At 57.6% G+C, this 25,768-nt stretch carries 24 protein-coding genes; 12 read left to right on the top strand and 12 right to left on the bottom strand.

Features of this window, described 5'->3' with window-relative positions; all coding sequences use genetic code 11:
- From LOM8899_RS22020 to LOM8899_RS21975, 11 genes are all read left to right on the top strand, one after another.
- The coding region (locus LOM8899_RS22020) for a VirB4 family type IV secretion system protein (protein WP_168770631.1) at positions 1-1,097 on the top strand (1,097 nt) is incomplete at its 5' end.
- Positions 1,094-1,261: a hypothetical protein gene (locus LOM8899_RS23515; RefSeq protein ID WP_168770630.1), complete on the top strand. Its 168-nt coding sequence runs from the start codon at positions 1,094-1,096 to the stop codon at positions 1,259-1,261. The genes LOM8899_RS22020 and LOM8899_RS23515, both read left to right, overlap by 4 nt.
- Before the next feature lie 55 nt (positions 1,262-1,316).
- Positions 1,317-2,405, top strand: coding sequence for a lytic transglycosylase domain-containing protein (locus LOM8899_RS22015; RefSeq protein WP_093994393.1), 1,089 nt, complete (start codon positions 1,317-1,319; stop codon positions 2,403-2,405).
- Entirely contained in the window at positions 2,405-3,214 is an 810-nt protein-coding gene (locus LOM8899_RS22010; protein WP_093994392.1) for a type IV secretion system protein, read from the top strand. Before LOM8899_RS22015 ends, LOM8899_RS22010 begins: the two co-directional genes overlap by 1 nt.
- A 14-nt stretch (positions 3,215-3,228) precedes the next feature.
- A complete protein-coding gene (locus LOM8899_RS22005; protein WP_075777193.1) occupies positions 3,229-3,885 on the top strand; it encodes a VirB8 family type IV secretion system protein in 657 nt (218 codons plus the stop codon).
- 2 nt (positions 3,886-3,887) lie between these two features.
- On the top strand, positions 3,888-4,583 hold the full coding sequence (locus tag LOM8899_RS22000) for a TrbG/VirB9 family P-type conjugative transfer protein (protein ID WP_075777194.1): 696 nt from the start codon (positions 3,888-3,890) through the stop codon (positions 4,581-4,583).
- The gene (locus tag LOM8899_RS21995) at positions 4,580-5,959 is read left to right on the top strand and encodes a TraB/TrbI/VirB10 family type IV secretion system protein (RefSeq protein WP_093994391.1); all 1,380 of its coding nucleotides are present in this window, start codon (positions 4,580-4,582) and stop codon (positions 5,957-5,959) included. The genes LOM8899_RS22000 and LOM8899_RS21995 overlap by 4 nt, the downstream gene beginning before the upstream one ends.
- Positions 5,960-5,963: 4 nt before the next feature.
- A complete protein-coding gene (locus LOM8899_RS21990) occupies positions 5,964-6,950 on the top strand; it encodes an ATPase, T2SS/T4P/T4SS family (protein ID WP_093994390.1) in 987 nt (328 codons plus the stop codon).
- Positions 6,947-7,141, top strand: a complete 195-nt coding sequence (locus LOM8899_RS21985) for a DUF4177 domain-containing protein (protein WP_093994389.1) — start codon at positions 6,947-6,949, stop codon at positions 7,139-7,141. Before LOM8899_RS21990 ends, LOM8899_RS21985 begins: the two co-directional genes overlap by 4 nt.
- Positions 7,138-7,551: a hypothetical protein gene (locus tag LOM8899_RS21980; RefSeq protein ID WP_093994388.1), complete on the top strand. Its 414-nt coding sequence runs from the start codon at positions 7,138-7,140 to the stop codon at positions 7,549-7,551. The genes LOM8899_RS21985 and LOM8899_RS21980 overlap by 4 nt, the downstream gene beginning before the upstream one ends.
- A gap of 12 nt (positions 7,552-7,563) precedes the next feature.
- The gene (locus tag LOM8899_RS21975) at positions 7,564-8,640 is read left to right on the top strand and encodes a TrbL/VirB6 family protein (RefSeq protein ID WP_093994387.1); all 1,077 of its coding nucleotides are present in this window, start codon (positions 7,564-7,566) and stop codon (positions 8,638-8,640) included.
- 111 nt (positions 8,641-8,751) lie between these two features.
- Here the strand turns inward: LOM8899_RS21975 and LOM8899_RS21970 are convergent, their stop codons facing one another.
- From LOM8899_RS21970 to LOM8899_RS21920, 11 genes are all read right to left on the bottom strand, one after another.
- The gene (locus tag LOM8899_RS21970) at positions 8,752-9,381 is read right to left on the bottom strand and encodes a 2-dehydro-3-deoxy-6-phosphogalactonate aldolase (protein ID WP_093994386.1); all 630 of its coding nucleotides are present in this window, start codon (positions 9,379-9,381) and stop codon (positions 8,752-8,754) included.
- Complete coding sequence (locus tag LOM8899_RS21965; protein ID WP_245820714.1) at positions 9,378-10,277, bottom strand: 2-dehydro-3-deoxygalactonokinase; 900 nt, start codon at positions 10,275-10,277, stop codon at positions 9,378-9,380. Before LOM8899_RS21965 ends, LOM8899_RS21970 begins: the two co-directional genes overlap by 4 nt.
- Positions 10,278-10,282: 5 nt before the next feature.
- Entirely contained in the window at positions 10,283-11,053 is a 771-nt protein-coding gene (locus LOM8899_RS21960) for an SDR family NAD(P)-dependent oxidoreductase (RefSeq protein ID WP_093994384.1), read from the bottom strand.
- A complete protein-coding gene (locus LOM8899_RS21955) occupies positions 11,053-12,762 on the bottom strand; it encodes an IlvD/Edd family dehydratase (protein ID WP_093994383.1) in 1,710 nt (569 codons plus the stop codon). Before LOM8899_RS21955 ends, LOM8899_RS21960 begins: the two co-directional genes overlap by 1 nt.
- Positions 12,763-12,783: 21 nt before the next feature.
- The gene (locus LOM8899_RS21950; RefSeq protein WP_168770629.1) at positions 12,784-14,331 is read right to left on the bottom strand and encodes a tryptophan halogenase family protein; all 1,548 of its coding nucleotides are present in this window, start codon (positions 14,329-14,331) and stop codon (positions 12,784-12,786) included.
- The gene (locus LOM8899_RS21945; RefSeq protein WP_093994381.1) at positions 14,328-15,701 is read right to left on the bottom strand and encodes an alpha-glucosidase/alpha-galactosidase; all 1,374 of its coding nucleotides are present in this window, start codon (positions 15,699-15,701) and stop codon (positions 14,328-14,330) included. The genes LOM8899_RS21950 and LOM8899_RS21945 overlap by 4 nt, the downstream gene beginning before the upstream one ends.
- A gap of 31 nt (positions 15,702-15,732) precedes the next feature.
- On the bottom strand, positions 15,733-17,790 hold the full coding sequence (locus LOM8899_RS21940) for an alpha-galactosidase (RefSeq protein ID WP_093994380.1): 2,058 nt from the start codon (positions 17,788-17,790) through the stop codon (positions 15,733-15,735).
- Positions 17,790-19,400 (bottom strand): ABC transporter ATP-binding protein, encoded by a 1,611-nt coding sequence (locus tag LOM8899_RS21935; protein WP_211096258.1) that lies wholly within the window; start codon positions 19,398-19,400, stop codon positions 17,790-17,792. The genes LOM8899_RS21940 and LOM8899_RS21935 overlap by 1 nt, the downstream gene beginning before the upstream one ends.
- Complete coding sequence (locus tag LOM8899_RS21930) at positions 19,393-20,574, bottom strand: ABC transporter permease (protein ID WP_211096257.1); 1,182 nt, start codon at positions 20,572-20,574, stop codon at positions 19,393-19,395. The genes LOM8899_RS21935 and LOM8899_RS21930 overlap by 8 nt, the downstream gene beginning before the upstream one ends.
- Positions 20,575-20,584: 10 nt before the next feature.
- Positions 20,585-21,607, bottom strand: a complete 1,023-nt coding sequence (locus LOM8899_RS21925) for an ABC transporter permease (protein ID WP_093994378.1) — start codon at positions 21,605-21,607, stop codon at positions 20,585-20,587.
- Between the two features lie 101 nt (positions 21,608-21,708).
- The gene (locus LOM8899_RS21920; protein WP_093994377.1) at positions 21,709-23,730 is read right to left on the bottom strand and encodes an ABC transporter substrate-binding protein; all 2,022 of its coding nucleotides are present in this window, start codon (positions 23,728-23,730) and stop codon (positions 21,709-21,711) included.
- A 156-nt stretch (positions 23,731-23,886) separates the two neighbouring features.
- Between LOM8899_RS21920 and LOM8899_RS21915 the strand changes: the two genes are divergently transcribed.
- A complete protein-coding gene (locus LOM8899_RS21915) occupies positions 23,887-24,810 on the top strand; it encodes a helix-turn-helix domain-containing protein (protein WP_093994376.1) in 924 nt (307 codons plus the stop codon).
- A gap of 263 nt (positions 24,811-25,073) precedes the next feature.
- On the opposite strand, the gene LOM8899_RS21910 is transcribed toward LOM8899_RS21915, so the two are convergent.
- Positions 25,074-25,768 (bottom strand): type IV secretory system conjugative DNA transfer family protein (locus LOM8899_RS21910; RefSeq protein WP_168770627.1); only part of this gene is annotated, 695 nt, incomplete at its 5' end.

Below are 25,768 nucleotides of genomic sequence, written 5' to 3'. Positions count from 1 at the left end.
ACCGATTTTCCTATCACGAGCAAGGCAGCCCCGACAAAGAACCGACCAGCGGGCACACCTTGATTATGGGTCGGCCCGGATCGGGTAAATCGGTGCTTTCCGCATTCCTCATGACGCAGGCCCGTCGCGCAGGGGCGCGGATCTTCGTCTTCGATTACCGTCTCGGTATGGAGATGGCGGTCCGCGCCAATGGCGGGCGCTACGCCTCCCTGAACGCCGGCCAGCCCACGGGTCTCAACCCGCTCTGGACAGAGACCGATGCGCGCGGCACCGCCTGGCTCTCGGATTGGCTCACAACCCTGCTCTACCGCGCCGACAAGCCGCTCACACCTGCGCAGACCAACCGCATCCAGGAGGTCGTCCGCCAGAACGCGCAAGCCGCAAACCCGGCCCTGCGGAACTGGCGGGATTTCGCATCGCTCTTTGTGTCCACCGACGATAGCGGCGATCTGCACCAGCGATTGCTCGAATGGACCGAAGAGGGCCGTTACGGCTGGATCTTCGGGCAGACGCTGGAAGACACCTTCTCGCTGGAAGGCGATGTTGTCGGTTTCGATCTCACCGGCATTCTCGACAGCGAGGCCGAGAAGGAACGCATGGCCGTGCTCTCCTATCTCTTCCGCCGGGTCGAGCGCGAGATCGAGGATCGCCGTCCCACGATCATCGTCATCGACGAGGCCTGGAAGGCGCTCGACAATGCGTATTTCGCCGAGCGGCTGTCTAACTGGCTGGTGACCGCGCGCAAGCAAAACACCGTCGCGGTTATGATGACGCAATACGCCAGCCAGCTCGAGCGCACCCGAACCGGCAAGACCATCGTCGAGGCAGTGCCGACGCAAATCCTCCTCCCGAACATCCGTGCCCACGCCGCCGATTACGCGATGCTGAACCTCTATGAGAAGGAACTCGATGTGCTTCTCAACACCGGCAGCGACAGCCGCCTTGCGCTGATCCGTGACGACCAGGGCTCCATCGTTGTCGATGCCGATCTGAGCGCCCTCGGACCCAATCTCACCATCCTCGGCGGCATGGAAAAAGGCGAGGCGCTCGTCGGCGCCGATTACCGCGACCGCCCTGATTTCTGGAGACTTTCATGACACGCATTTTGTCGCTTCTCGCCGCGCTCGGCGCGCTGGCCTCCTGCGCCCAGTACCAAGAACCGCAGGCCAATTGCTTCACCTTCCTGGCCTCGACGGCACCCACAGCACCTGATTGTATCTTCACGCCCCTCGGCGCGCCGGAGGGCGACGTTGAGGTCTAAGCTGCCCCATATCCTTGCGCTTTGCCTGCTACCCGGTCTCGCCTTGTCTCAAGGCGTGCCGACCAATGACAGTGGGCTGACCGCGCGTGACATCGTCGAGTCTGGCGATCGCGAGGCTGACTTGGCCGTTCAGGCGGATAAGCTCGCCGTACGCGAGCTCATCGCCGAGATTGAACGCGAGCAATTGGCCACCCTGCAGCGCATCCTCGATGCCCAGACAAGTTTTGGCGGTCAGGGCCTGCCGGCAATGGTCTCTGGTCTGGAAAGCGGCAGCGGCGATCCGGACCGTTCCGTCGAGGCGGTCTATGGCACAGGTGAGATCGATCCCAATCCCGGCGGTGCGCAGATGTTCAGGGATGCGGCAGAAAACATAGAGCAGCTCATCATCCGCGTGGCTCAGGAAACAAGCGGCTTTGCCGGTGTTGGCCGCGCGGGTCTCTCGCCGGTTCAATGGCGGGCTCTGCTGCAGGCGCTCATCTGGCAGGAAAGCCGGTTCACCATCGGTGCCCGCTCGCCGGTCGGGGCCTTTGGCCTCACCCAGATTATGCCGAGCACCGCCAGCGATCTCGGCATAAACCCGGAATATTATGACAGCCCCTACCTGCAGGTGCATGGCGGCGCGCGGTATTTGGCTGCTCAGCTCAATACCTTCGACGGCAATATCATCAACGCCCTCGCGGCCTACAACGCTGGACCCGGTCGCGTGTTCGAATATGGGGGCGTACCACCCTTCCGCGAGACCCAGCACTACGTCCAGGTCATCCCCGAACGCTACAATCTCTACCTGAGCCGCATCGGCGGGATCGAAGCGCTCGGCACGATCGACCCCGCGCTTCTGGCCAATGCCAACCTCTCGATGACCGGGCATGGCGCGGCTTTCTATGGCAACAACTCGCCCGCCGCGATCAGGCAAGCTGCCCTGCGTATCCAAGACATCGTCACGCGGATTTCCGCGACGGAAGACGTGCAGGAAAGCGTCGCGCTCAACACCTATGCCCGCGCCGAACTCGTGCGTCTCGTCGCGGCCCGCATCCGGCTAAAGGCGGCGCGGACCCGTGTCCTGAGCGCAGAAGAATTGGCGCAGGCCAGCGCCCGCATGGCCGAGGGCGCATTCATGGAATTTACGATCAGGGAGATAGACTGATGGGACGGATGTTTCTGAGAACGGCTTTGGCCACGACACTTGGGATTGGCCTGCATCTGGGAGCCCTCTCCCCTGCTGCGGCGCAGGGCGTGCCCGTCGTAGATACCCAGAACATCGCGCAAAACATCCAGCAGCTCCGGCAGATGATCGAAGACGAGATCCTGCAGAACGAGCAGCTGACGCAGCTCCGTGAACAGCTCGGCCTTCTCACGGACCAACTCGCGGAGCTGCAAAGAACCTACGAAGCCCTCACCCGCCTCGCCGAACTGCCGGAAATCATCCGCACCGAGATGGAAGACGAGCTGAACGGTCTGCTCGACCAGGAGTTCGGGGACATTCTCGCAACGATTGAGGCGATCAAGACGGGCGATTTCTCGGGCCTCTCGGGCTCCGGCGCAGGCGAAATCGAAACCCAGATGGACCGCGTTCTGGCCGATCTCGGATTTGACGATGACACCCTCTCGGAAATGGCCACCAGCGGCAATCCCGGGGCCAACCGCGTGGCCACGCAGGCCACAACCGGCGCGCTCGTCTCAGCCGCCGCCCAGAACAGCTATGAAGATGCCGGCCAATCGCTCGAGCGGGTCGACCGCCTTGTCGGACTCATCGACGACATGGACGAACTAAAGGAAAGCATCGATCTCAACACGCGCGTGACCGCGGAGCTGGCAATTGCCCTCGTCGCCATGTGGCAGCTTGAGGCCGTGCAAACCGTGGGTGACGGCACAGGCGGCGTGATCGATGCCGCCACAATCGCCGAAGAACAGCGCTTCATGGATTTCACCTTGCCGGACCTTCGGGCCGAGTAATCGTGGGGGCATGAATGGTGGCGAGTGAACAAGAAATCATCGAGGAAGAACTGGTCTACGGTGCCTTGCGCCGCGAACGGCTCTGGCAACGCCTTGGCCTGACGGGCCTTGTCTTCGGTGTCATCGGCTGTCTGAGCGCCGCGGCGGTCTCGATCCTCGATGTCGACCCGCCCCCCGTCGTTGTTCCCTATGATCCCGCCACCGGCTTTGCACTCCCCGAAGCCTCGGTCGGCGCCTCCTCGGTGACCGCCAACCAGGCGATCATCGAGGCGGAGGTGTTCCGCTATGTGACCGACCGGGAGGTCTACAACCAGCTCGACAACGATCTGCGCATCCGCAACGTCCTGCGCCGCTCGGACGGAGCTGCCGAGAGCGGGCTGCGCCAGATCTGGAACAGCGCCAACGAGAATTACCCGCCGACGGTCTATGGCCCCAATGCCCGGCTGGATGTGGAAATCCTCAGCATCAACCGGATCGGTACGAACCGCGCCACGGTCCGCCTGCGCAAGCGCCTGACATCTATCAACGGCGTCCAAACCGGGCTTTTCACCGCCACGCTTCTCTTCGAGTTCCGCCCCGAGACCCGCCGCTCCATCGATGAGGTCTGGACCAACCCCTTCGGCTTCACGGTCCTCGAATATTCCATCCGTTCCGACAGATTGGAGAATTGAATTTGTTCCCTGCTCGACTTTTCATATTGCTGATTGCCCTGTTGCCCGGCCTTGCTTTCGCCGAAGCCATCCCGCGTGGCGGGCCCAATGACAATCGGGTGCGGCTGGCAACATATCAAGAAGGTCAGGTCTACCGCCTCAGCGTGTCGCTCACCCATGTGACCACGGTCGAGTTCGGGGAAGGCGAGAGCATCCGCTCGATCATTGCGGGCGACACGGAAGGCTTCGAGATCGACGGCGTACCCGGCGGTCAGGCCTTCGCGATCAAGCCGGTGGCGCGCGGGGTGCATACCAATGTGACCGTCTACACGAACAGGCGCAGTTATTACTTCAACGTCCAAGAGACCCGCAGTCCGACCTTTTACGTGGTCCAGTTCCGCTACCCCGAAGACAATACGCGGCCCACACGTGCCATCGCGGCCCAAGCGCCGAACTATAATTACGGTGCCAGCGCGCGGACCGAGTTCACCCCCACCCGTGTCTGGGATGACGGGACGTTTACGTATTTCGAATTTCCGCGGAACGCGCCGGTGCCTGCGATCTTCCGCTACGCGAATGGCCGAGAACGGACGGTCAACACACAAGCCACCGAGGACGGCGTGATCCGGGTTTCAGGCGTGAACCGACAATGGGTGCTGCGGATCGGGGAGGAGGTGGTCTGCATCGAGGCCACACCACCTGCGGGGGTAGGCTCATGAGCGATACTGGAAACGCAGACCTCGAGAAACGTCTCGCGGCTCTAGAACAAGGCAAGGGCGCTGGTTCGCCCCCTGCCCCACGACGCTCACCGCTGCTCGCTTTGGTCGTCGTCCTCGTGATCGGCGCGGGCGGTGCCTTGCTCTATCTCATGTCCCAACCCGAGGAAGAGGAAGCCCTTCCCACGGCCACGCCGGACGTGTTCCAGAACGAAGGCGACGGGTTCGGCGCCATCGAGACCTTGCCCCCGCCCGAGCCCGAGGTTGTGTTCGTCGCACCCGATCCGGTCGAGCCCAATGCTGAGCTTTTGGCGCAGATCACCGCCCTGCAGGCCCAGATCGAGGAGTTGCGTAACGCCCCTGAACCAGTTGTCGAGGAAGACACCGCCGCCGCAGAGGCAATTGACGCGCTGACCGCTCAGATCGCGGCGCTGCAAGCCGCCTCGGAAGCCGCACAGCAACGATTTCAGGACGAACTGACGGCGCGGGATCGCAGCCTTGAGCAACTCCGCATGGATCTGGAACTGGCCCAACTCGAGGCCAGCCGACCGCAACCCGCGCCAATGGGCCCCACGGAAGATGAGCTGCGCGCACGCGAGCAAGAGCGACTGCGCCGCGAGGAAGAAGCACGGCGGCTGGCAGAACTTGAACGCCGCGCGGCGGAGGAACGCGCCTTCCAGGAGCGGCGCATCGCCTCGCCCACTATCGCCTTTGGTGGTACCTCGGGTGCGAATGAGACGGCTCTGACCGAACGGACCTTTGGGGAAGTGACGGATTTCGTTCTGAATGGCGCGCTGCCCACTTCGGTGACACAGGCAGAAGTCATCGCCAACCCGTCCAACACCATCATTCAGGGTACAATGATCCAGGCCGTCATGGAAACCGCCCTCGACAGTTCCCTACCCGGCCAGACCCGTGCCGTCGTTTCCGAAGATGTCTACAGCGTCGACGGCTCTCGTCTCCTGATCCCGCGCGGGTCCCGTCTCATCGGGCGCTATCGCTCTGGCGTCGATATCGCGCAGCGCCGGGTCACCATCGCCTGGGACCGGATCATCCTGCCCGACAACCAGACGATCCAGATCAGCTCTTTCGGGGGTGACGAATTGGGCCGCTCCGGCGTGACCGGCTTTGTCGACACGCGCTTCGATGAGCGTTTCGGCTCAGCGGCGTTGATATCGCTGATCTCCGCCGCGCCAAGCGCTGCTGCTGCAAACGTCCAGGATGAGACCGCCGCGGACGTGCTCGAAGACGTGGGCGATGATCTGGCCGATGCCACGGACAGCGTGATCGGCGACTACCTCTCGATCGGCCCCGTCATCTACGTCGACCAGGGCGCGCGCGTCACGGTGATGGTCGACCGCGATCTGGAGATTTTCTGAGCCCATGTCGCTGAGCTATCTCGAAACCTCCCTCGACAGGATCGCCGCCGCCACCCGCGACGATGTCATCGAGATCTGCATCAATCCTGACGGAAGCTGCTGGGGAGAATTCCAGGGCGATCACTTCATGCGAAAGCTGGACCAGATGCTGACCGCAACAGAAGTCAAAGACCTCGGCAACCAGATTGCTTCCTCCGCAAACACCACCATGAGCAAGGACCGCCCCATCGTCTCGGTCTCGATCACCTACAAAGGTCGCCCGATCCGGGCGCAGGTCATCACCCCGCCTGCCGTGCTCTCGGCCATGTCGATCAGCCTTCGGTTCTTTTCAAGCCTGCCGCTAGACGGGATCGCTCTCGATTTCCTCTATGGTAAGGAACGCAAGCTTGAAGAACTCCGCCTCGAGAAAACCCGCGAACTCCGCGAGGTTGTGGCGGCAGGCGTGATCGACGATGCCCTGGCCTTCTGCGTCGACAACAAGCTCAACATGATCGTCTCGGGCGGCACCTCCACCGGCAAGACCGTCGCCGCGCGGAAGATCCTCTCTCACGTGCCATCAGAGGAACGCATCGTCACCATCGAGGAAGCCGCCGAGCTTTTGCCGACCCAGCCCAATGCCGTGACCCTCATCGCCAATCGGGATGCGGAGTTCCAGACCGCCGATGTGCTGCTCACTGCCACGCTGCGCATGCGCCCGGACCGCATCATCCTGGGCGAGGTGCGCGGCAAGGAGGCCATGACCTTCCTCGAGGCGATCAACACTGGCCATGGCGGGTCGATGACCACGCTGCACGCAGAAACCCCGCAACTTGCCGTGCAGCGTCTGGCCATCGCCGCACTCAAGACTGAGATCCCGATGACCTATGCCGACATGATCCAGTACATCGAAAACTCCATCGATGTGATCATCCAGGCCGGTCGCCACGATGGCCGGCGCGGCATCACCGAATTTTACCTCCCCGGCGCAACTGAGATTGGAACTTCCCGATGAAGACATTTGAATACGAAATCCTGTCCTTTCCCATGACCCGAAAAACCAGTCTCACCGACATGCAGGCCAGCCTGAACGCGAAGGGGGCCGAAGGCTGGGAGGTCGTGTCGATCAGCTCCTCGGAATTCGCCAATGTCGGCCACACAGTTTTCCTGAAGCGCGAAACCACTATCATCGGAGCCGCGGAATGAAGCCGGCGCGGCTAACCCTTGCGCTAGTCGCGCTGGCCGTGAGCCTACTGGCTGTCCCTGCCTTCGCAGAGCGCAATATGGTGCCGACCCTCGATCGCAGCTTTGAGGTCTGTCCGGACCGGCCCGCTGAGCCCAACTGGATGCAAGAAATACCCCTGCGCCAAGCCTATCAACGCGTGTTGGTCCAGGATATCTACCGCGCCCAGAATCTCGAGCGCATCATCGAGACCGAAAGCTGCGACTGTGAAATCCGGTTTCCGTCTTGGGACGCTGCCGAGGCGGAGTTTCATGAGCAGCACGCGAGTGACGAACGCTGGATAATGCTGGAAGCATCCGACGCGTACAATCAGCGCGCCAACGACGTTCGCCTTGAGGCTAAAGCCATCTGCGAAACCGCAGGCAATTGGTAAGGCAGCCCCGTTATGAGCGTCGTCACCTATTTCGTTGAAACCTCCCAGGGCTATCTCGACACCGCCGCCGAAACCCAGTTTGGATCGGTTGCGGCAACGGTGGGCACACTTCTGGTACTGGGAACAACACTCGTGGTGATCCTCGTCTTCCTGAACATGATCTACCAGTACAAGGCGATGGACGGGCGCGCGGCTTTTTGGCTCGCGGTCAAGATCGGGCTCATCGGGATATTTGCAACCAACTGGGTGCAGTTCAACGCCCTCTCCTCCGCCATCCTTGCCGGGATCGACAGCATTGCTGGGGCGCTCGTGGCTTCGGTCGGCGGTGGAACTCCTGGCCCTTCTGGAACTTTCGCCGAAGAATTCGACCGGCTGATCGCGGAACTGGGCAACTATTTGAACGCTGCCGGGTCCGAACTGAACTGGATGGCCGGCGCCATGCTCGACATCGTCGGTGTTCTTCTGCTCTCAATCCTCGGCGGACTGGCCGCCTTCATCCTCGTGGCCTCCCGACTGATGATCGCGCTCCTGATCGGGATCGCCCCGGTGATGATTTTCCTGACCCTTTTCGAGGTCACCAAGGATTATTTCACGCGCTGGCTTTCGGCCCTAGTCTCCTTCGCGCTCTACCCGATCGTCGTCGCAGGCGTATTCGCAACGATCACGGGCGTCTCCTCTGCGTTGATCGGCGAGCTTGGCGATCCTGAAGGTGCCACTAATATCGGCGCGCTGATTCCGTTCTTTATGATGGTGTTGATGGCCAAGGGGTTCATCGTCGCGACACCATTCATCGTACGGGCGATTTCCGGAAACATCATGATGCCAGCATTGTCTGGCGGACTGGGTGGCGGCTACAGCTTCGCCCGCGCCGCCATGGGCAGCCAGCAGGCCTACAACCGCTACCTGATCGGTGGGGCAAGCGGCGCGGAATATGCAGCCCTCAGGGCGCGGCAGTTCTTCGGGGCACAGCAGATGCCTGTGCGGCAAGGGATGGGACAAACTGGTCAGGCAAGTGGCTCAGGGTCACCAGGGACCGGGTCTCAGATGTTGGCGCAACTGGCGAGGCTGGGAAGGTTGGGGAGACGATGAGGGTCAATACGGGCACTCGACAGAATCGTCCAATGTGGCGTCAACACCTAGTTTCATAGGTTCATCGTCCGCCCAAGAAACCTTTTTTCTGTAAACTAAAGATGTTTACAGTTACCGCAAAGGCGATTTGTACCAAGAGGATTTTGAACGATCATAAGCGCTTACCAGCGCGTGGGCGCGCTTTTCTACTTCTGCTTGTGTCAGACCTGGCACGAAGAGAGCCGTCCCGATCCCAAAACCTGTCACGCCCGCGGATATCCAGCTGCTAAAGTCAGCTTCTCCGACTCCGCCAACCGCAAAGGTTTGCGTATCCTTCGGCAGAACTGCCTTGAGAGCCATGAAGCCGTTCAGACCGAGTATTGACGCTGGAAAGAACTTGAGCGCGTCCGCGCCGGCCGAAAGGGCACTAAAGCATTCTGTTGGCGACAGAACACCCGGAAAGGACTTGAGTCCCAAAGATTTTGTTCGGCGAATGACGCTAACATTAGCGTTAGGGGAAACGATCAGAGAACCACCAGCTTGGGATACCCGCTCGACGTCGTCTTCCGTCAATACCGTACCCGCCCCAATCTCAGCGACGTTCGCATATTTCCGGGCCAGTTGCTCTATGGACTGGAAAGCTTTCGGAGAATTGAGAGGCACCTCGATCCTGCTGATCCCAGCCTCGATCAGAGCCCCACCAAGTCCTTCGACCTCCTCAGGACTCACACCTCTGAGAATTGCGACAATCGCCCGGCTCATCTTACCAACTCCGCATAGGCGTGCCGCAGGCCAGAAAGCGTGATATCTTTGTCATCGACTATGATTGCATTGATCCCAAGGATCTTGAGACCTGCTCTGTATAGTTCGACAAGACGCGAATCTCCAATAAGGACGGTCTTTTGGTCAAGCCATTTCTGCCCCACACCACCAAGCTCTAGACCAAGCAGATATCCTGAGAGCTCCGACCTGAGATAAGCATTTTCGGTGTTACGCAAAAGCGCCTTTGCTCGGATCGAAAAGAGCCTTGAAGAAATTCTAGTTGGGTCTTTGATCACAGTTTCCAGTGCCTCGATGAAAGCGTCCTGATCCCAGCCTTCACCCCCGAGGGAATGACGCAAAACCGACTGTGACGAAAGCAGGCTAAATATCTCACCAGTTATATGGGTGTGAAATTCGGTGATCGTTCTATCGGAAACACGGACCCATTTGGTGTGTGTTCCCGGAAGGCAGATCACCCCTTCAAAATCCGGTTGTCCGGCAAGAAAGCCAGAGATCTGTGTTTCTTCGCCCCGCATAACATCAGCGGGTTCCAATTGCTTGAGGCCAGGAATAATGAACGTTTGCAGTCGCACATCCCTTGTTTGGGGAGTGACCGCTTCGCTAAGCCCCGGCGGAGCACAAGGCACGGCTGAGTATGGGGCTTCCTTCCACCCCTCTCGCGCACCCGCCATCCCACAAACGATGACCGGAATTTGTCCATTGCTTCGAAGTGCATCTTCAACAGTTTCCATCAACGCCGCTTCAAATTCTTCGGGCCTAAGACGTGACATTCCCAACTCCGAACGACAAGTCGCAAGCACCTCGCCGTCACCCGCAATCAGCCAGGCACGAAGGTTCGTCGTCCCCCAATCTACAGCAATCCATTCTACGTCCATGACCATCACCCCGTCACCGCCACGCCGCCGTCGATGACGAGCGCCTGTCCGGTCATCATGCGACTTGCGGAGGAGGCCAGGAACAGCGCCCCAGAAACGATATCGTCGGGCTTCAGATGCTCCTTTAGGCATTGCTTTTCCAGGTGAGTGGCTAGCGACGCTGGGTCAGCCCATTTGTCCAGCTGCTTTTGCGTCAAAACCCAACCTGGAGCCAATGCGTTCACCCGAATACTTTGGGAGCCGAATTCCCGCGCTAAACTGCGGGTCATGCCGTTTAGTCCGGAGTTGGCCGTTGTATAAAGCGGGTAACCAGCCCCGCCCATCATGTAACTGATCGATGTGACGTTTATGATAGATCCGCCACCCAACGTCTTCATGCCCTCCACGACAGCCTGACAGGCAAAGAAATGGGCCTTGAGGTTGATTGCCTGCATCCAGTCCCAGAACTCCTCGGTAACCTCCTCGGTGCTGTGGCGCTGGTCGTTGGCGGCATTGTTCACAAGGACACTGACAGGGCCGTGGGCATCTGTGACTTGCGCGATGGCGGCCTGAAACGCGGGAGTGTCAGTGATATCGCATTGGATGAACAATGGGCGATTGCCGGTCTCGTCCTCCATAGCGTCCACAAAGGCCGCGGCGTCGGAGCGCCCCACAAAAGCGACCTTGGCACCTTGCCGCAAGAAGCCTTCGGTTAAATTCGCGCCGATGCCCGAGCCTCCGCCGGTGATGAAGACGCTTTTGCCGTCGAGATCGTGGAATGTTGCAGTCTGGGTCATCAGTGGCTCTCTCGGGTGACGGGGCGGGTGTCTTTGCCGACAAGGAAATCAAGGTCCGCGCCCTGATCCGCTTGCAGGACGTGATCCACATACATTTTGGCATAGCCGCGGGTGTAATGCGGCGGTTCGGGTTGCCATGCGTCGCGGCGCTCGGCCAGTTCTTCTTCGGATACGAGCAATTCCAACTTGCCCTGACTTGCCGAAAATTTAATCCGGTCGCCGGTTTTCACCAGCGCAAGCGTTCCGCCGTCGTTCGCCTCGGGCGTGACATGCAGGATCACCGTGCCAAAGGCCGTGCCCGACATGCGGGCGTCAGAAATGCGCACCATATCCTTGATGCCTTCTTTGACCAGTTTGGACGGGATAGGCATATTGCCAACCTCGGCCATGCCCGGATACCCTTTTGGGCCGCAGCCCTTAAGAACAAGGATGCTGTCCTTAGTCACCGGCAGATCATCGTTGTCAATTGTGGCTTTTAGCTCTTCAATGTTTTCAAAGACGTAAGCCTCGCCTTCGTGCTCCAAAAGATGCTCGCTTGCGGCAGAAGGCTTCACGATGGCCCCACGTGGGGCGAGGTTGCCTTTCAAGACCTTGATGCCAGCCGATGGCTTCAGAGGGTCGTCGATCGAGTAGATCACATCGCGGTTCCAGCATTCAGCACCGTCTGCATAGGCGCTGATGTCACCACCAAGCACAGTTTTGGCTTTACGCAAATGCCCTGACAACTCTTTCAAGATCACAGGCATACCACCAGCGTAGCAAAAATCTTCCATCAGGTACTTGCCAGACGGCATGCAGTTGACCAACAGGGGAACGTCGCCGCCAAGGTCAAAATCTTCCAGTTTCAGATCAATGCCAACACGGCCAGCTATGGCCAGAAGATGCACTACTGCATTTGTGGAACCGCCAACGGCAGCATTGGCCAAAATCGCGTTTTCCAAAGATGCCCGCGTGATAATGTCCGAAGGTTTCAGGTTTTCGTCCACCATTTCGACAATACGGTTGCCGGTAAGGTGCGCCAGCGCCATGCGACGTGAATCCACCGCTGGAAGGGCTGCGTTTGTCGGTAGGCTTAGGCCCATGGCCTCAACAAGCGACGCCATGGTCGAGGCGGTGCCCATTGTCATGCAGACACCTTTTGAGCGGCTCATACCGGATTCAGCCGCCATAAAATCTTTCAAAGTCATGTCACCGGCGCGGACCGCTTCCGAGAATTTCCAAACATCCGTGCCAGACCCAATGTCATTGCCCTGCCATTTGCCATTCAGCATCGGCCCAGAGCTAACCACGATAGATGGCAAATCGACCGAGGCCGCCCCCATCAACTGGCCGGGTGTTGTTTTGTCACAACCACCCAAAAGAACAACGCCGTCTATGCCATAGGCGCGGATCGATTCTTCGACATCCATCGCCAACAAATTGCGAAACAGCATAGCGGTTGGCTTCATCTGGGTTTCGCCGAGTGACATCACGGGGAACTCTACGGGAAAACCACCGGCTTCCCACACGCCGCGCTTCACGCCTTCGGCCAGATCGCGCAAGCCGCTGTTGCAGGGCGTCAACTCCGACCACGTGTTGCAGATGCCAATGACGGGGCGGCCATCAAAAGCATGATCTGGAAAGCCTTGGTTCTTCATCCAGCTGCGATGGATGAATCCGTCCTTGTCCAGCTTTCCATACCAAGCGTGGTTGCGGCGGTCTTTTGTCATTAAATTTCTCTTTCTTGCCAGTCAGGCGATCGGATTGGAACTCAGGCTACTGAGCCATGCACGATGTGAAATCGCATGCGATGCGACATTTCCGGCCTGTTTTTCCAGATGGTCGACGGTCGCCCGAGCGAAATCCCGCAGTTTGCGGTCTTGGGCCATGCGTTCTCGCGCGACACTTCGATTGAGCAATCCAAGACCGTCAAGAACCGGATAATGCAGAAGCTCTTCCACATGGGGAAGGCCATCCAAATCGTTGGTAAAGTCTTCCGGCCCGGGCATCCGTTCTTGCCAATTTATCAGTTTCTGACGCACTTGCGGCAGGATGAAGTCTGTTTCTACGTCGCGCCAGAATGGGCTGTCATCCCGTTCACTGACGTAGTGCAGATTGATGAAGTCGCGAAAGTCGTCCACTTGTTTTGCGATGGCCGCATTGTAGCGCTGCTGATTTTTCTGCAAGGGAGCGCTGATCTGCAACAAGTGGCGGCGGCAAAACAGTAAAATCGCGACGATAGTGCCGTGGATTGAAGTCGCTTCCAAAGGTTCGAGAAAACTGGATGCAAGCCCGAGCGCAAGAACGTTGCCGCGCCAGACCTCGGAGATACGTCCCGCGTCGACAGGAATATCGGCGCGTGGCTCGATCTTGCGACCAAGCACACCCTCGATCTCCGCCAAGGCGATATCAGGTGACGAATGGCGATCCGAATAGACATATCCGCATCCGATCCGGCCCTGCGTCGGGATCTGCCACATCCACCCCGACGCTTGTGCCCATGCGTGCGTAAAGGTCGGAATTTCCTCGTCTTCGGCAAGGTCTAGCCAAAACGGCATCGCGCGATTGACCGGCAGCGCGTCGGAATAGCTTACCCAACTTGCGCCCATGGTCCCTTGGATCAATGTGCGGCGGAAGCCGGTGCAGTCGATGAAGAAGTCCCCTGCGATCGTTTCCCCAGTATCGAGTCTCAATTTGGTAACGCAGCCCGATTTGCCATCACGCTCTGCACTTTCCACAAGAGCATCGATCTTGGAGATGTCAGTTGCCTTGCGGCGTAAGTAGGCTCCGACTTTGGCCTGGTCAAAATGATAGGCGTGGTGAAAGCGGCTTACAGGAACGCGGCGGCCCCCCATTTCGGCTACCGGCGCTTTGCCGGTTTCCATGAGCTTGGCGAAGATATGCGGCGCGGAAACGGAGCGCCCGGCGGCAACGCAAAAGGTGTCGATCCAAGACCCCGCCCCCGGAATCCGATCGGTCAGAGCATAGGCATCATCAATCGGACCATCGTAGACATGGCCAAGCCGCCGCCAATCCCGATGGCGTATTCCATACTTGATTGTAGCATCGGTATGGGCGAGGAAATCTTCCTCGTCGAAGCCGAGTGATTGTAACACGCCGCCGAAGACTGAGGTTGTACCTTCGCCCACCCCGATGGTCGGGACTTTTGAGCTTTCAACGAGCGTGATACGCATTGGTATCCCTTGCCGCTCGCTTTCTGTCTTAAACAGGTGCGCAGCTAGCCAGCCGGCGGTACCCCCGCCGACGATCACCAGATGGGTCGGGTCGGATTTGGTCATGCCACTCGCATTACTTTTGCCCCGGACAGCCAGCCCGGAAGCCAATCGCCGTGGGCAGCAATCAGGGCGTCGACCAGAGCCCATATCTGGTCTAGGTCCAGTTCTGCGCCAGTATGCGGGTCCATCATGGCAGCATGGTAAACATGCTCCCTATTCTCCGTTAGCAACGCCCTAACGGTCAGTTCCTGCACATTGATGTTGCTGCGCATAATCGCGGTCAATTGCGGTGGAAGCTCAGGCACTTGAGTTGGCTGAATACCGTTGCGATCCACAAGGCAAGGCACCTCGACTACGCATCCCTCGGGCAGGGCCGGAATGTAGCCTCGGTTTTGAACATTTCCGTAAATGACGCTCGGCACACCAGTCCAGACAGAGTTAATAATCTCAGAGGCGTATTCGATCGAGTTCGGGACCTCGATCTTATCGGCCTTTCGATATTCCTCCAGCTTGTCTTTCCAGTCCGCGATCTGCTCAACACAGCGCTTTGGGTATTCGTCCAGCGGGATGCCAAACCGTTCGATCAAATCTTCACGACCCGACTTGATAAACCACGGGACGTACTCGGCAAAATGTTCGGAGCTTTCTGTCGCAAAATAGCCCAGCCGTTTCATCATCTCATAGCGCACCTTGTTCGGGCAACGCGGATTCGAGGCGCTTTCGGGCCGCGGAAAGATACCCTGTTCATATCCCTGATGAAGTTGTGGGTAGAGGTCACGGTAGCTTCCATCAGCTTCTACCTGCTCAAATTTCAGGAAGTATGCGACATGGTTAATACCTGCCGACAAATACCGGATATCGTCCACCGGCAATTGAAGGTCACTTGCCAGTTCGGCAGCTGTGTGTTGCACGGAATGGCAGAGCCCAACTTGCTTGATATGCGGATAACGCTCGGCAATAGCCCACGTATTGATGGCCATCGGATTCACGTATTGCAGCAACAACGCATCCGGGCAAACGGCAGTCATGTCTTCACAGATAGACCAAAGGTGCGGCACAGTCCGCAGACCCCGCATGATCCCACCGATCCCGAGGGTGTCGGCGACTGTCTGATCTAGACCAAATGACTTGGGGATTTCAAAATCGGTAACCGTGCAGGGTTCGAACCCGCCAATCTGAAAAGCAACGACGACAAAATCAGCGCCTTCGAGGGCCTCTCGTTGATCAATGTGAATCGAGTGTGTTGCCTCAACGCCAAGCGAAACAACCATTTTGCCGAAGACAACCTCGCTTTCTTCCAGCCGCTTTTGGTTAATATCCATGAGCGCAACATGCGCACCTTGCAACGCTTCGCGCTGAAGAATGTCCCCGACGATATTCGTCATAAAAACTGTCGATCCGGCGCCGATAAACGCAATTCTTGGGTTCGTCATAGTGGTCTCACTTTCTTACTTGGTCTTTTGGTCACACCCGGTGCCCTTCGATCACATAAATCGTTTCAGGCCATGCCAACGGCAGGTTGATCCCAGCCGTCATCATAGCCCGGCCTGACAATCGCAATGACCCCGCCTTCAGCGCGTTGTCGCCACGTGAATGTGGCGATACTTGCTCGGGATTGGCGAGGCGGATTTCATAAAACGCGTCTGTTTCTAGGCCGCTCAGGCGTAGGGCGCGCGGCAGGTTCTGCTCCGAAGTTGCAGATTGTCCTGCGAAGACGACGAAGCGGTCCCCATCTTTTGCGACCTGAATTTCTGCGGTCACCGCAGGGTCGTCGCTATCGAGGGCATGAATGTCCCCGGCCATCATCCAGTCGCGGTTTTCTTTAAACCAGGCAGTGATGCGCGCCAGTTTGGCCTCGTCTTCTTTGCTGAAGCCACGCAAATCGCTCTCGAATCCCATTTGGCGCATTGCAGCGATCCATGCCCGGAACTCCATCGTCAGGCTGCGGCCTGTCGTGTGCGAATGTTCCGCACCGACATGGCTGCCCGTTATGGCCGATGGGATCAACAACGCAGCGGTCTGTTGCATCCGCAGTCGTTCGTGCGCATCGATGCAATCTGACAGCCAGACTCGGCTTGTGTGCTGTAGGATGCCATAGTCAATCCGACCCCCACCCGAAGCACAAGTTTCGATCTCTACCCCAGGGTGGACCTCACGCAACCGCGCGAACAATTCCATGATACCACGTGCCTGGGCTGCATCTGGCATCGGCAACAGACGGTTGTGATCCCATTTGAGGTAGTCGATCTCATTTTCAGAAAGGATCGCATCGAGTGCGGTAAACAAGTAATCGCGAACCTCGGCCCTTCCAAGATCGAGTACCAACTGATAGCGCCCGGTGACTTGATCAGCCGGTCCCAACACCCAGTCAGGGTGGGCGCGGTAAAGATCACTGTCGGCGTTGACCATTTCTGGTTCCACCCAAAGCCCGAACGTCATACCAAGCTCGTGTACCCTGTCGATCAGCGGCGTCAGCCCATCAGGCCATTTGCGCCGGTCGATCTGCCAATCGCCAAGGGATGAAGTATCGTCATCACGCTTGCCGAACCAACCGTCGTCCAGCACGAACCGCTCTGCCCCGATACAAGCGGCGCGCTCAGCCATGTCGGACAAGGTTGCGAAATCGTGGTCAAAATAGACGGCCTCCCAGCAATTGTAATGTACGAGCCGTTTGCGTGAAGGATCTGACCAAGTAACAACAGCGTCCCGTACATGGGCCTGCAACTGCACTGCACAACCATTGAGGCCTGTGTCAGACCGAACGATCGTTAGTGGTGCGGTCTCGAAGTGCGTGTTGGGTGCACGTTCCGAACCTGCGCTATTGCCGAACTGGATCATGCGGTGACCATCCGGCAGTTCCTCAGCAATCATCCTGTGCCCACCTGGCCAGCCATAGGCAAAGGCCATCGCTTCACCTCTGGTAAAGCGTGCGTCGGGCGTTGCAGTATAAACGAAAGGTGGCGTTTCGTGGCCAGAGCGGCCTTGCCGTGCTTCACGCAGTCGGGCGCCAACCGAGAAAGACTGACGCTGCATCCGGAATTCTCCGTTCCAACGACCCGAGAACTCGATCAATTCGGCCTGCGCGCCAGGGACCGGCAGGACCGGTGCCGAAAGCCAGTCCAATCTGACCGGCGAAAGTGAATCGATGCTGGCCCGAAGGGTCAACACGCCATCAAGAGTAATTTCGGCAGTATAAGTCAGGTCACCCGAAACAGCCGAGACAATCAGAGTCTGACTTTTAGGTGTGATTGTTGCCGGCTCAAACCGCAGGGAAACCTCGGCACCGTCGGTGTCGAGAACGCGCAAGGCCGGCTGGCCCAAATGGACGCCATCGGAGACCGGGCATATCGTTAACCGCGGCAATGCATCCACCATTCCACCGGTCATGTCCCTGCAGCCTGCGGCGGCCAATTGGGACAAATCTTCGGCTTCGGATAGACGCGGGCCAAAATAGGCAATGCATGGAAGTCCGTTCGTTGGTTCCAGCACGAGTGTCTGAGTGCGATCGTCGATTCGGTACATTAGGCCACCACCTTGAAAGCTGCGTTGACCAGACGCTTTGTGTAGTCTGTTTTTGGTGCTTCAAGCACTTGCGATGTCGGACCGGTTTCGATGATGTCTCCGTGCTGCATGACCATCACGTTGTGGCATAGGGCCTTCACCACTTTCAGGTCATGGCTGATGAACATATAGCTTAGGTCGTGCTTTGCCCGCAGGTCTCGCAAAAGGTCGATGATTTGGGCCTGAATTGACAGGTCAAGCGCCGAAGTTGGTTCGTCGAGTAGGATGAATTCTGGCTGCAAAACAACGGCACGAGCAATGGCCAGTCGTTGCCGCTGGCCACCGGAAAACTCGTGTGGGAAACGTTGCATCGCATCGCGGGGCATCTGAACATCGTCCAGCGCCTGTCCGATCAGTTCTTCACGCTCGGCCGCATTTTTACCGATTCCGTTTACGATAAGTCCTTCTTCGAGGATCTGCCGGATGATCATGCGAGGATTAAGCGATGAAAACGGGTCCTGGAACACCACTTGGATACGGGTGCGAAACGGACGCATCTGCTTGCGGGTGAGGCCATCAATGCGTTCGCCGTCAAATGTGATTTGTCCGCCGTTCGGCTCCAACAGCCGGATCATGGCCATTCCCAGCGTGGTCTTGCCCGAACCGCTTTCTCCGACAACGCCCAACGTTTCGCCTCTCCGAATGCTGGCAGAGATATCGTTGACTGCAACAAGATCAACATGTTTCCGGCTCATCAAGCCGCCGTGCGCAATCCGAAATGCCACGCGCATATCTTTAGCCACCATCAGCGGTGCCGCGTCGGGATCCAGCTCATCTGGGCGACCCTTAGGTTCGCTTTCGAGCAGGTGACGTGTGTAAGGATGCTGGGGGTTGGCAAAAACGTCCTGTGTGTTTCCCCGCTCGACGACCTCGCCGTAACGCATCACGACCACCTTGTCAGAGGTCTTTTCGACAACTGTTAGATCGTGAGTGATCAATACGACCGCCATGTTATGGGATTTCTGCAGGTCTTTGAGCAGCGTGAGGATTTCCGCCTGCACGGTCACGTCGAGCGCTGTTGTTGGCTCGTCCGCGATCAGAAGGTCCGGTTTGTTGGCGAGGGCCATTGCGATCATGACCCGCTGGCGTTGACCGCCCGACATTTCGTGCGGATATTGGCTTAGCCGTGCCTCGGGATCAGGCAGTTGAACCTCTTGAAAGAGCTTTAAAACTTCAGCCATCGCCTGCTTCTTTGGCATCGGGCGGTGTATCTGAATAATCTCAGCGACCTGATCTCCGACCCGGTGGATCGGATTGAGCGATGTCAATGGCTCCTGGAAGATCATTGAAATTCGGTTTCCGCGGATTTCCTGCATTTCGAGCTCGGACAATTCCAAAAGGTCGGTTCCATCGAACCAAATCCGGCTATCGGCCCCGACACGTGCGTTTTCGGCGAGCATCGACATTATGGCCCGGGCAGTTACCGACTTGCCCGACCCGCTTTCACCGACAACAGCAAGTGTTTCGCCGCGCGCCACTTCGTAGGACAAGCCGCGCACGGCGTTTACGGTGCCGTGAATTGTGCGAAAGTCCACAACGACGTTTTCAATTTTCAATAGGGGATCAGTCATTGGAATACGGGTCCATTGCATCGCGCAGGCCGTCACCAAACGCATTGAAAGCCAAAACAGAGATTACGATCATTCCAACTGGCGCCATCAACCAGGGGGCGGCCGCGAAGGATTGGAAATCACGCACTTGATTCAGCATTGTCCCCCAACTGACCATCGGAGCCTGCACACCGACGCCAAGAAAGGATAGGAAGCTTTCCAGCAGGATCACTTCAGGTAATTGATAGGTTGCCCAAACGATGATGTGTGATGAAGTGTTGGGCACGATATGGCGCCCGATGATGCGTTGGTCCGATGCCCCGACTGCTACGGCCGAACGAACATAGTCCATTGATCGCAAAGAAATAACTTTGCCCCGTAGTTCGCGGCTCAGGTCCGCCCAACGGAGCAAGACAAGGATCGATGCGAAAAGGATGAAGACGGTGATGGGATCAGCGCGACGCGGCAGGATCGCCACAAGCGCAAGATAGAGCGGCAAGTCAGGAAACGACCTCACGAATTCAACGATGCGCTGAACCAGCATGTCGAAAACCCCACCAAAATAGCCTGAAGAAACCCCGACTATTGTTCCAATGAAACAGGAGGCGGCCATTACTAGGAAGCCCATGAGAAGGGTCACTCGTGTGCCTTCTACCATCCTTGAAAACACATCACGGCCAAGGGAATCCGTGCCAAGCAGGTGCACAAACCCTCCGTCGGTGGTTCCAACTAGGTGAGTCTCGAATTCTAGCCCCAAGAACGTCCAGGGATCACCTTTCACGAATAACGCGAGATTATGGCGAACCTCCGGGTCGGGCACGAATGTGATCTCGAACGTGTTGGGGTCCATCTCTTCGGCATAGCCTAGGATGTAGGGCCGGGTCAGGCCGCCTTCGGGCGCAAATATCTTTGGCATCTGCGGCGGGCTGTAGATGGCAGTTCGATCCTTCGTTTCACCATCATAGGGAGCGATGAACCCTGAAAAAACGGCTGTGATTACGATAATCATACATCCAATCAGTCCGACGACACCGTATCGGTTGCGCAAAAACCGGCGGCGGACAAGCTGCCAATAGGACAGACCCGGGCCCGTCGCGGTTTCGGCGTTCATTGTTTCTATGGTCGTGGGCACGTCAATCTGAGGTCGGTTATCGACCATCGGTTTGTCGTCGGTGGGGTTGTATGGCTGTTTCATTGGTATCCCCTTAATTCCGGCTCATCGTGGCGCGGCGAACCCGAGGGTCCAGCAGGGCCAGCATGAGGTCAGCGAACAAGTTGCCCAGTACCAGCAAAACGGCCACCATCATGAAGATCGCGGCGACGACATACATGTCGCGGTCGCCGACGGCGCTCAGAATCAATGGGCCAACCGTAGGAATGCCCAGCACGATTGCGATTTCGATTTCGCCCTTGATCATGTAATCGAACCGCGTCCCGATGTTCATGATGACTGGGTGCAGAGCATTCGGTACTGCATGCTTGAAAAGGACCTTGCGACGGGACAATCCTTTGGCGCGGGCTGTTTCAATGTATTGCATGTTCATTACGTCGAGCAGGTTTCCCCGCATCATCCGCGTGGTGTAGGCCTGTCCGGCCCAAATAGACACCACCAGGATCGGCCAAACATGCTTGAGAAAGTCCCAGAACTTCGCCCAATTCCACCCATCTTGTAAGATGTACTGAGGCGAATTGACCGCTCCAATATAGGGTGAGTGCCAGACGATAGCGAGGAAGTAGAGGATCACGAGCGAGATCACGAACTTCGGAATCACAATGCCCATGAAGGCAATCAGCGTGGCGATATTATCGCCCAGTTTGTATTGGTTGGTCGCCGCATAGATGCCCAATAGCACCCCGAACACCTGACCTATGACCAGCGTCAGAACAGCCAGCAGCAGCGTACGGGGCAGACGGGTGCCAATCACCTCTGTCACAGGGCGATTTTGCTCAAAGGACATACCGAAGTCGAAATGGAACACGATGTTCTTGAGCCAGGTCACGTACTGAACCGCAATCGGCTGATCGAGGCCGAGCCGCTCTCGCATCGCGTCAGCTTGGGGAAGAAGCTCGTCATAGGACTTGCCGGTCTGGGCTGCTGTATTGGCAATCCAACCGTCAACGAAATCGCCGGGCACAGCTTGGATGATTGCAAAGGATACGATGGAAATTCCCAAAAGTAGTGGGATCGACATCGCAACGCGTTTCGCAAGAAATACTAGAAAGTCCATGAGGGAAGTTCTCCCGACTTACGGCGTCATGAGGAAAGTGTAGCAATGAGGTGCCCTACCCCCGCGCTTTGCGGGAGTAGGACGAGTTTTGGTCACGTAGCTCAGTATTGGGCTACGGTACCAGGGAGGAGCTCTTCTGTTTGCAAGTCTGCAGGCACCCAGAGACGTTCACGGATCACCGCATCTTCAGCCCATTCGTACATAAAGACTGGTGTGCCAGGATGCGCATTGCGAACCCGCTTGTTCACCAACAAAGCCGCAGGGACCTGAACCAATCCAATATTGTAGAGGTTCTCTGTGAGGATCGACTGCATCCTATTGGCGATTTCCGCTTGTTCAGCCGCGTCACTGGACGCGTTGAACCGCAGAACGATATCCGCTAGTTCAGCCTCGAACGGCAGAAACTCACGACCATCAGGCCCGGCCAGGTGGAATGCTGGGCAGATTTCAGACGTTGGCAGGTTGCCGCAGGTTTCCCGCGTGGGCACAACAAAACTCACCCGCTGCAAAATCGCTGAGAAGCTGCCTGAGTTGCGGATCGGATCAAAGCTGGTCTCATCTACCGGCGTTGGCAACACGCGAATTCCGATTTCAGCTAACTGCGATGTCACCGCTTCGACCTGCTTGCGGTCGTCATTTCGCTGGGACTTGAAGGTCATGTCGATGACAAGATCTTCGCCCGTGCCTGGCAAGTTCAAGATCCCGTTGCCGTCCGTGTCTTCCAGACCGAGACCGGCCAGAAGCTCGCTCGCGTAACTCTGATTGAACGGAGTAAAGTCAGTCGAAGCCGCATCGTAATAGGGCGAGCCGCTCGCGAAACCACCCATATATGGATAAGCGAATGGACCACGCGCCAAAGCTTGTCCTAGAGCGTCACGATCAATTGCCGAGCTAAGCGCTTCGCGGAAATCGTGCTCGCGGAACAACCCACGCAATTCGGCGTCGTAATCGCTGTCAGCCATGTTCTGGGCGAAGTTCAGTTCGATCCGAAACGCCAGAGTCCGCGGTCCGAAGTTTGCCGTGACCGGCGCGTCTTCATCTTGGCTTTGCTTTAGCGCTTCAACATAGTTGCCGGGGTTTTCCATGTTCGACCAGTCACCGGTACCGGCGACAGCTTGTGTCGTGCGGTCGTCCCAGGTCGTCAATTTGAAATGCATCTCGTTGAGATAGGGCAGCTGGTTTCCGGCTTCGTCCACTTTCCAATAGTATGGATTGCGGCGAAGGATGACCAGCTCGTCAGGACGGTGCTCGACCGGTACCCATGCACCCAAAACTGGAACCGGAACATCACTTGCCGGCATTGCGTTCAGGTAATCGTCGTAGGAAGCATCGGAATTATAAGTCGGATGCGAATCGCGAAGCACATGGCTCGGCCCCGGGCAACCTTGAATATAGGCGAGACCCTCGACAACAGTTTCCGATTGTGCGCTTGGGAATACGAACTTGAATGAGTAATCGTCGATTACCTCAAGGGTCGCTCCGCCACCGAAAGAACCAGCCTGAATGCGGCTCGTGACGTTCTCGTCTTCGACATTGTCGTTCCACCAGAACGCGATGTCATCGGTATCAAACGGATCCCCGTCCGACCACTTGATCCCTTCCACGAGATGCATAGTCAGTTCTGTCATGTCTTCGCTCCACTCCCATGAGTGGGCCAAGTTCGGCAAAGGACCAGTCTGGTCTTCGGCACGAACTTGCCAACGCGGACCTTGGCGAACAAGGCATTCCTGAATGGCCATGTTGATGCCGCCCCATCCTTGATGCTGACCGGCCATCCAGTGGAAACCTTCTGGCCGTCCACCAATTACGTGGCGGAACACACCGCCGTATTCGCCGATGCCGTCGGACATGGCAGCAGTGTTGAATACCAATGGCTCAGCCGGCAACCGCTCAGAGACGGGCGGAAGTGCGCCACTTTCGACCAGCGCATCGAGGAACGGCGCTTGGCTGTAAGTTTCGAGCGCACGGTACGAATACAAGTCGTCACGACCGATCAGGTCGTATTCAAGGCCAGCGAGGCTCCGCTCTGGGGGCATCTCATCGGCATTGGCTGCGGTGATTCCCAGCGTAGCGGCGCAGACGCCGCCCAGCAAGAATCCAGTACATGTGAGTTTGTGAATCATTCGGTTTCCTCCCTTAGACTTCTAGCACTCTCCATGACGGCATTTGTCTCTGCTTCCGGTTTTATAACAACTTCTTCCTGTTTTTGCAGTTTGATGCTAAAGTCTCATCTCAGCTGATAAGTCCCCGCCTTCGGGCCGAGACACGAAAGGCATAGCATGGCACAAAGGTTAGGTTCTGTTGACGCGACCGTTCCGTTTTCGGAATCTGTTGATCAGACCCGCGTGCCGACTCCAAACAACTTCATCATTGAGAGCCACAGACCGACACTCTTTGACACCCCCTTCCATCACCACACATCGGTGGAAGTGAATTTCCTTCAGAATTGTCATTTGGACTACTCATTCTCGGGCCAGGTAGCAAAGTTGAAGGCCAATCGACTGGTCGTGTTTTGGGGTGCTGCGCCACATAAAGTTACCGATGTCTATGGGGAAGGACGTATTACCAACATCTATCTTTCGCTGGGTCAATTCGTGCGTTGGGGTCTGCCGTCCGATCTCGTGAAAGCCATCCTGTCCGGCGAAGTAATTGCTTCTCGAAATGATGATCCATTAGACGCCTTGCTAATCAACAGGATCTACAATGAGAAGCACCTTGAGCAGCCCCCCTGGCGGCGAACGCACCTTGCCGAAATTGAAACGCGGTTGCGTCGGCTTGCGTTAGAAGGGTGGTCTACGCTGATTTCAAGCCCAAGCCGGGGCAATGGATTCTCAGTTAGGTCGACGACGATGCAAGAAGTCGAATCAATGTTGCGATTCATCTCCGAAAACTTCACCCTACCGATCAACGTGAAAGATATTGCGGCGGCATCAAGCTTGTCTCCGGCGCGCGCCGGGCAGGTTTTTCGGGATGTCTTGACCGTCAGTATCAAGAAGCATCTGACACGGACTCGTTTGTCCCACGCTCGAATGCTCCTAGTCGAAACCGAGGCGAAGGTGTCATCTGTCGCACTCGATAGTGGGTTCGCGTCGCTATCCGCCTTCTACGAAGCGTTCACCAAGGAACATAAACAATCCCCTGCAGAGTACCGTCGCCAGTCACAGCGCAGCAATCCGTTTCTGGCATTTCACGCGCAGCCCTAGCAAGCTATTGCTGCTCTTATGGACGTGGCAATATGTACCCGATCAACATGAAACTCCACGTGGCGTTCATCAAGTAAACGGCAGCTCGCCGATGCACCTTAAGATACACAACAGGATGCAAACTTAGGGCCAAGGAACCACCATGGCGTCGACAGATTGCCAGAGGCTGATGTCAGCTCGTGCGTCAATTGATAACCCGGCGACTGTTCGGCTTCGATCCTCCCTTCCAGACCAATCCCGTTCGCACAAAAAGCCACACCGGCTCAAAGGTTCTGTTTCACCGTCAACTCCAACTCCTCCAAACCACCCACGGCATTCCGTAAGGGCTCTTTGTCCGACTCTCTTTCTGAATCGGTCGCAGGCACCTGCGCGGCAAACTCCATCTCCATCTGTCGCTGTTCCTCGGCGATAACGGCTTGAACGACGGGCGCGGTTTTCTTTGGAACGCCGTCAGTTTGTCGTGACAGTTGACCCGCCGAAGCCTGGCTTGCCCTCTCCACATCGGCTTCTGTTCCCCCTGGCCCGTCTGGCGGCGGTGTCATCGGCATGGCGCGCACACTCAGCGGCAGATTGCCCTGCGGCCCCCCTCCCCCCGGCTCCGGAAACGGCAATTCGCCTGGTTGCGCCACGTGGATCGCCTTGAACAGCCGATCGTCAAAATACTGGATCCGCTTCGCACGGACCGGCATTTGGGCATCGATCACCATGACGATCTCGTCGAGTGGCAGGCGGCGCGCCTCGTCTTCGGGGAGCAGAGAGCTCTCTTCGGTCCGTGTGGATTGGCTACGGCCCTCGAAGGGGTTCTTGCCAATAGACTGCGAGCGCGTGACCACGGTCTTCGTGGTCTTGCCAACCGCCTTGCTCAGCTCCTCGACGGTCTTCTCATCGGAGGGCGTCAGATAGAGCTTCACGCCCGCGTTGCCCTGCAGGGCGCGGCGGGTGTTCTCGCCGTAGATTT

Source organism: Flavimaricola marinus (assembly GCF_900184895.1).
GTDB classification, from domain to species: Bacteria; Pseudomonadota; Alphaproteobacteria; order Rhodobacterales; family Rhodobacteraceae; genus Flavimaricola; species Flavimaricola marinus.
The sequence above is the reverse complement of the archived record's forward strand: the minus strand, read 5'-3'. Positions and strand labels throughout refer to the sequence as shown.